Source organism: Streptomyces sp. URMC 126 (assembly GCF_051386555.1).
In the GTDB taxonomy this organism is placed as follows: Bacteria; Actinomycetota; Actinomycetes; order Streptomycetales; family Streptomycetaceae; genus Streptomyces.
This window is the reverse complement of the sequence record NZ_JBPQTX010000426.1, coordinates 1-5,046: the sequence shown is the minus strand read 5'-3', so window position 1 is coordinate 5,046 and position 5,046 is coordinate 1. Positions and strand designations below refer to the sequence as shown.

General features: G+C 75.4%; 7 protein-coding genes. 6 read left to right on the top strand and 1 reads right to left on the bottom strand.

Annotated features, from left to right (window positions below; all coding sequences use genetic code 11):
• From ACSNOK_RS30640 to ACSNOK_RS30630, 3 genes are all read left to right on the top strand, one after another.
• Nucleotides 1–552, top strand: a complete 552-nt coding sequence (locus ACSNOK_RS30640) for a gluconokinase (protein WP_436784062.1) — start codon at nt 1–3, stop codon at nt 550–552.
• Between the two features lie 88 nt (nt 553–640).
• Nucleotides 641–1,039, top strand: coding sequence for a tautomerase family protein (locus ACSNOK_RS30635; protein WP_436784061.1), 399 nt, complete (start codon nt 641–643; stop codon nt 1,037–1,039).
• 56 nt (nt 1,040–1,095) lie between these two features.
• Nucleotides 1,096–1,491, top strand: coding sequence for an NUDIX hydrolase (locus ACSNOK_RS30630; RefSeq protein ID WP_436784060.1), 396 nt, complete (start codon nt 1,096–1,098; stop codon nt 1,489–1,491).
• A 51-nt stretch (nt 1,492–1,542) separates the two neighbouring features.
• Here the strand turns inward: ACSNOK_RS30630 and ACSNOK_RS30625 are convergent, their stop codons facing one another.
• Complete coding sequence (locus tag ACSNOK_RS30625; protein WP_436784059.1) at nt 1,543–2,520, bottom strand: sporulation protein; 978 nt, start codon at nt 2,518–2,520, stop codon at nt 1,543–1,545.
• A gap of 286 nt (nt 2,521–2,806) precedes the next feature.
• On the opposite strand from ACSNOK_RS30625, the gene ACSNOK_RS30620 reads away from it, so the two are divergent.
• The 3 genes from ACSNOK_RS30620 to ACSNOK_RS30610 form a co-directional block, all read left to right on the top strand.
• The gene (locus tag ACSNOK_RS30620; protein ID WP_436784058.1) at nt 2,807–3,145 is read left to right on the top strand and encodes a hypothetical protein; all 339 of its coding nucleotides are present in this window, start codon (nt 2,807–2,809) and stop codon (nt 3,143–3,145) included.
• A 115-nt stretch (nt 3,146–3,260) separates the two neighbouring features.
• Nucleotides 3,261–4,523, top strand: a complete 1,263-nt coding sequence (locus ACSNOK_RS30615; protein ID WP_436784057.1) for a wax ester/triacylglycerol synthase domain-containing protein — start codon at nt 3,261–3,263, stop codon at nt 4,521–4,523.
• A 139-nt stretch (nt 4,524–4,662) separates the two neighbouring features.
• Nucleotides 4,663–5,046, top strand: a 384-nt coding sequence (locus ACSNOK_RS30610) for an NAD(P)-binding protein (RefSeq protein ID WP_436784056.1), incomplete at its 3' end; no start/stop codon positions are given.

The following is a 5,046-nucleotide window of genomic DNA, read 5'->3' as shown; positions in this document are numbered from 1 at the left end:
GTGTATAAGAGACAGCCCCCCGTCCGCCCCCGGCCGCCGGTCGTGGTCATGGGCGTCTCCGGCGCGGGCAAGACGACGGTCGGCCGGCTGGTCGCGGACCGGCTCGGCGTCCCCTTCGCCGACGCGGACGCCTTCCACCCGGCGTCCAACAAGGCCCTGATGTCGTCCGGCATCCCGCTCGGCGACGCCGAACGCGCCCCCTGGCTCGCCGCCATCGGCGACTGGCTCGCGGCCCACGCCGCCCGGGGCGGGATCGTCACCTGCTCCGCGCTCAAGCGGCGGTACCGCGACACCCTCGCGCGGGCGGCGGAACGAGCCCTGTTCGTCCATCTGGACGGCCCGGCCGAGGTCATCGCCGACCGGCTGGCCCACCGCACCGGCCACTTCATGCCCGCCTGCATGCTGGGCTCCCAGCTCGCCGACCTCGAACCCCTCGCACCGGACGAGCACGGCGTCCGCGTCCTCGTCGACCGCCCGGCGCGACAGGTCGCCGGCCTGGTCCTGGACCGGCTGCCCTGCCCCCACGGCACCGGCGCCGCCTGCCCGCGCTGAACTCCGCTCCCGACGCCCCGTCAGGCGTCTGTACCTACTGGTATGTACACTCGTCGCGCAGGAAGATCCCCCGCGAGAGGAACCCGCCATGCCCCTGGTCCGCATCGACGCCCTGCGCGCCGGCCCCGACCGGCTGGCCGCGCTCGGCCGGGCCGTCCACGACGCCCTCCAGGAGACGCTCGGCATCCCGTCCGACGACCTGTTCCAGATCCTGACGGACCACGACGGCACCACCGGCACCCTCCGCTACGGCGGTTACCTGGGCGTACGCCGGGACGAGGGCATCGTGTACGTCGCGATCACCATGCGCGCCGGCCGCTCCCCCGAGCGGAAACGGGCGCTCTACCGGCGGATCGCCGACCTCGCGCACGCCTACGCCGGCACCGAGCCGCGGAACGTCTTCGTCACCGTGACCGAGAACGCGGAGGCCGACTGGTCGCTGGGCGAGGGGGAGGCGCAGTACGCGCCCGGCCCTGTGGTTGCATGACCCCTCGCGCGGCGGCCCGTCGGCCGCCGGACAGGACCGGAGAGGGAGCGGAGCCCGTGCTGATCGACACGGTGGCCTGGGTACGGGTCGAGGACGGACGGGTGCTCTGCGCGCGGCCGAAGGGGAAGGACGTGTTCTATGTGCCCGGAGGGAAGCGGGAGGGCGCGGAGAGCGACCTGGAGACTCTGCTGCGGGAGGTCGAGGAGGAGCTGACGGTCCTCCTCGACCCGGAGACGGTGACCCACGTGGGCACGTACGAGGCGCCGGTGCCGGAGCTGCCGGACGGCACAGTGGTCCGGATGAGCTGCTACACGGGCGAGTACGCCGGGAAGCTGACGGCCAGTGCGGAGATCGAGGAGGTGGCCTGGTTCTCGTACGCGGACCGGGCGCTCGTTCCGCCGGTCGACCGGCTGCTGTTCGACGACCTCAGGGCCGCGGGCCTGCTGCGCTGACGGGGGTCGGGTGCCGGGCGGCGCGGCCGTCGGACCGCCCGGCGCGGCGCGTCAGTCCTCGTCGCCGCCGTCTCCGCCGTCCTCGTCCTCGAAGAAGTCGCCGATCTCGTCGACGACTTCGGCCGCCACCAGACCGCCGACCACACCGGCCGCGACGCCCGCCGCGCCGGCGGCGACGACGGTGCCCATGCCGGGCCCGGACCGGTGGCCGCCGGGGAGGTGGCCCTCCTGGTGGATCCCGTGCTCGGCCTGCCGGGCCCCGTGCCGCTCGACCGTCTGCCGCACCCAGGACTCGACCTCCGCCGTCCAATCGCCTTCCGCCACGTCGTGGTGGGACACGTGGAAGCGGGTGACGACGTCGTGCCCGCCGGAGAAGAGGCCGCCGCGCTTGTCGGCCTCCAGCACGACCTCCATGCCGTCCGGCGCCGCCAGGAAGGTCACCTCGATCTCGTTGACGGCGTGGGCGTACCGCGGGGCCGGGGCGAACTCGATCTCCTGGTAGAAGGGCAGCCGCTGACCGCTGCCGTGGATGTGACCGAGCTCCAGGTCGGCCGAGCGGAGGACGAAGCCGAGCCGGCCGAACGCCTCCAGGACCGCCTCCTGCGCGGGCAGCGGACGGACGGTCAGCGGGTCGAGGTCGCCCTTGTCCCGCGCGCCGGCGACGGCGAGTTCGGTGCGGACGCCCAGCACGGTGCCCAGGGGCCGTCCGTACAGCTCGGTCACCGGCGTCTCCCAGGGCACCGGCACCGCGAACGGGATGTCGCGCTCCTCGCCGGCCGCGAGGCGGAGCGCGCCGGCGACCGTGTGCCGGTCGAAGACCACGGTCCCGTGGTGCTCCTCGTCACCCCGCTCGGCCTCGACACGGGCCTCCAGCTCCAGCGTCACGTGCTCGACGTCGAAGTCCGCCTTGCCGCCCCGCAGCCGGACGTGACCGGTGAGGTCGGCGCCGGGCGACACGGGGCCGTCCAGGACCGTGTCGACCGTGGGGCCACCCACCCCGAGCGATCCGAGCAGCTTCTTGAACACCATCGCGGCGTCCCCTACCTTCTGTTCCCTCTGTGCTTCCGTACCGTGTACGGCACCACCTTGCCCTGTCCCGGCGGCCCGGCGGAACACGGGGTACCGCCCGGGTGCCGGACACCGCCCGCGCCGGACGGGACCGCCCGCCTCGGCCGGCCGTCCGGCCGAGCCGCCGAATTCCCCTGATCAGATGACCTTCCGGGGAAGCGCCCCCCTCCCCGCCCGCCGGCCGGTCTACTGGCCACCGGCCGCCGCGTCACCGTGGCGCGGCGCACGGACGGCAGGGGAATGAACCATGGGACCGAAGAAGAAGGCCGGGACCGTACTCGCGGCTCTCGCGCTCGGCCTGGTGGCGGCGGCGCCGGCGCAGGCAGGGGTCGACGGGCACTGCGGGAAGTACCTGTGCGTGATGACGGCCCATCACAACCGCTTCGTGCAGGACATCACCGTACGGACGAAGGACGGTCTGCCGGGCACGATCCGCGCCTACTGGGGCGACTACCACTCGCCCAAGGTGCACGCCGCCTCGCACCGCTGGGAGGTCGGGCGGGAGCAGAAGGGCGCCAAGCTGGTCTGCGCCGGGCTGGAGCGGGACGGCCGGACCATCGAGGACGGCGTCTGCGTCACCATCTGACGGACACCGTCCGGCGGCTGTGTCCCTGCCGGTCCACGGTCCGGGCGGGCGCCATAGTGGCTGACGGGTGGTCTCCCGCCCGTCAAGCGGCCACAGCGCAGGAAAGGGTCCCGGCATGCTCGTGCTTCCCACGGACCACGGCCACGCTCCCGTCCCGTTCGGCCCGTCGGACAGGTACCAGTACCTGCGGGCCCGGGCCGCGGCGGACCCGGCCCGTACCCATGTCTGCATCGCGGCCAGGATGACGGGCCCGCCGCCCACCCGGGAGCAGCTGGAACGCCTGGTGGCGGACACGGTCGCGCGGGTGCCGGCGCTCCGGTACCGGGTGGGCGGGACGGGCCGCCGGGCCCGCTTCGAGCCGGTGGGCGAGCTGGACGTCTCGCCGCACGTCGAGGAGGTCGAGGTGCCTGCCGGGCGGTCCCTGGGCCGGTGCGCGCTGGACGCGCTGGCGGCCCCGCTGCCGGCCGGCCGGCCGCTGTGGGGCGTGCGGCTGGTCCGGGGCCACCGTCCGGACGAGTACCTGCTGGTGTACCGCGCGGCCCATCTGTTCCAGGACGGCCTGGCGATGGCCCAGGCCATGGGCGCCGCCCTGACGGGCGCCCGGCTGCCGGCGCCCGCTCCCCGGCCGGCGCCCCGGGCGCCGTCGCCGCGGGCGGTGCGCTTCTGCGCGCGTTTTCTCCCGCACCTGTTCGGGCGGACGGCGCGCTGGCTGCCGGCGGGGTCCGCCGTCACGGGCGAGCGGACGCTGCACACCGTCACCCTGGACCGGTCGGGGTTCGACGAGGTTGCCCGCCGTACCGGCGCGTCGGCCGCCCAGGTGGCGTTCGCCGCGCTGGCCGGCGCCCTCCGGGCGTGGACGCCCGAGCACTGGCTGGAACCGGTTGACCGGCGGCAGCGCCGGGGGCTGCGCGTCTATCTGCCCGTCAGTCTCCGGCACCCGGGCGACCGTGCGGCCCTGGGCAGTGCGCTGGGCGTCATGCCGCTGACCCTGCCGTGCGCGGAGCCCTCCCCCGCGCGGCGGCTGGCGGAGGTCGTCCGGGACACCGGTCCGATGGCGCTGTACCGGTTCCGCGAGCTCTTCGGCTATCTGCTGCGGGCGCCGGGGCCGGTGGCGTGGCTCGCCCACCGCGTCGTGCACCACTGTTCGCCGCCGCGGCTGGGGGTCACCGTCATCCCGGCGGACCTGCACGACGGCGGTCCGGGCATCGCGGGGCTCGTCCCGGTGTCCCCGCCGCTCGGCTCGTCCCCGGGCGGTTGTGTCTTCGTGCTGGAGAAGACGCGGGTGTCCGTCTCCTTCCTGTTCGACGCCGGTGTGCCCGGCACGGACCGGCTGCCGGAGCTGCTGGCCGCCGCACTGGAGGAGCTGCGGGCGGGATGACGCGCGTCGGGCCGGGACGGGACCGCCGGGTCACCTTGCCGGCGCGGCGCGACGGACGTACGGCAAGGGCCGCCCCCGCCCGGGTGGCGCGGTCCGGCCGGTGGTGTGGGCGAATTGGGCGTACGAGCTGGAGGCGAGCATGACGAGACGGAGCCGGCGCGAGGTGCTGGGCCTGGCGGCCCGGGGCGGTCTGGCGGGACTGGGGGCGGCGGTGCTCGGGGGCCGGGCCGCGGCGGCGGCCGGGCGGACGGACTTCCGGGCGCTGGTGATCGGTTCGGGGTTCGGCGGGGCCGTGGCGGCGCTGCGGCTGGGCCGGGCGGGGGTGGACACGCTGGTGCTGGAGCGGGGCCGGGACTGGCCGGTGTTCCCGGCCCGGTCGCTGTTCGGGTCGGTCGACGGGGTGACGGACACGATGTTCTGGTTCCGCCGTACCGCCCGCTATCCGGGGCTGCTGCCGGTGCCGGTGCGGCCGGGGCCGGGGGTGCTGGAGGTGGCGGAGGAGCCGGGGCTGGACGTCTGGTGC

Bases quoted from the DNA above. Each gene is read 5' to 3' on its own strand.
- ACSNOK_RS30635 (WP_436784061.1), top strand. From the start codon at position 641: ATGCCCCTGGTCCGCATCGACGCCCTGCGCGCCGGCCCCGACCGGCTG.
- ACSNOK_RS30625 (WP_436784059.1), bottom strand. From the start codon at position 2,520: ATGGTGTTCAAGAAGCTGCTCGGATCGCTCGGGGTGGGTGGCCCCACG.
- ACSNOK_RS30620 (WP_436784058.1), top strand. From the start codon at position 2,807: ATGGGACCGAAGAAGAAGGCCGGGACCGTACTCGCGGCTCTCGCGCTC.
- ACSNOK_RS30615 (WP_436784057.1), top strand. From the start codon at position 3,261: ATGCTCGTGCTTCCCACGGACCACGGCCACGCTCCCGTCCCGTTCGGC.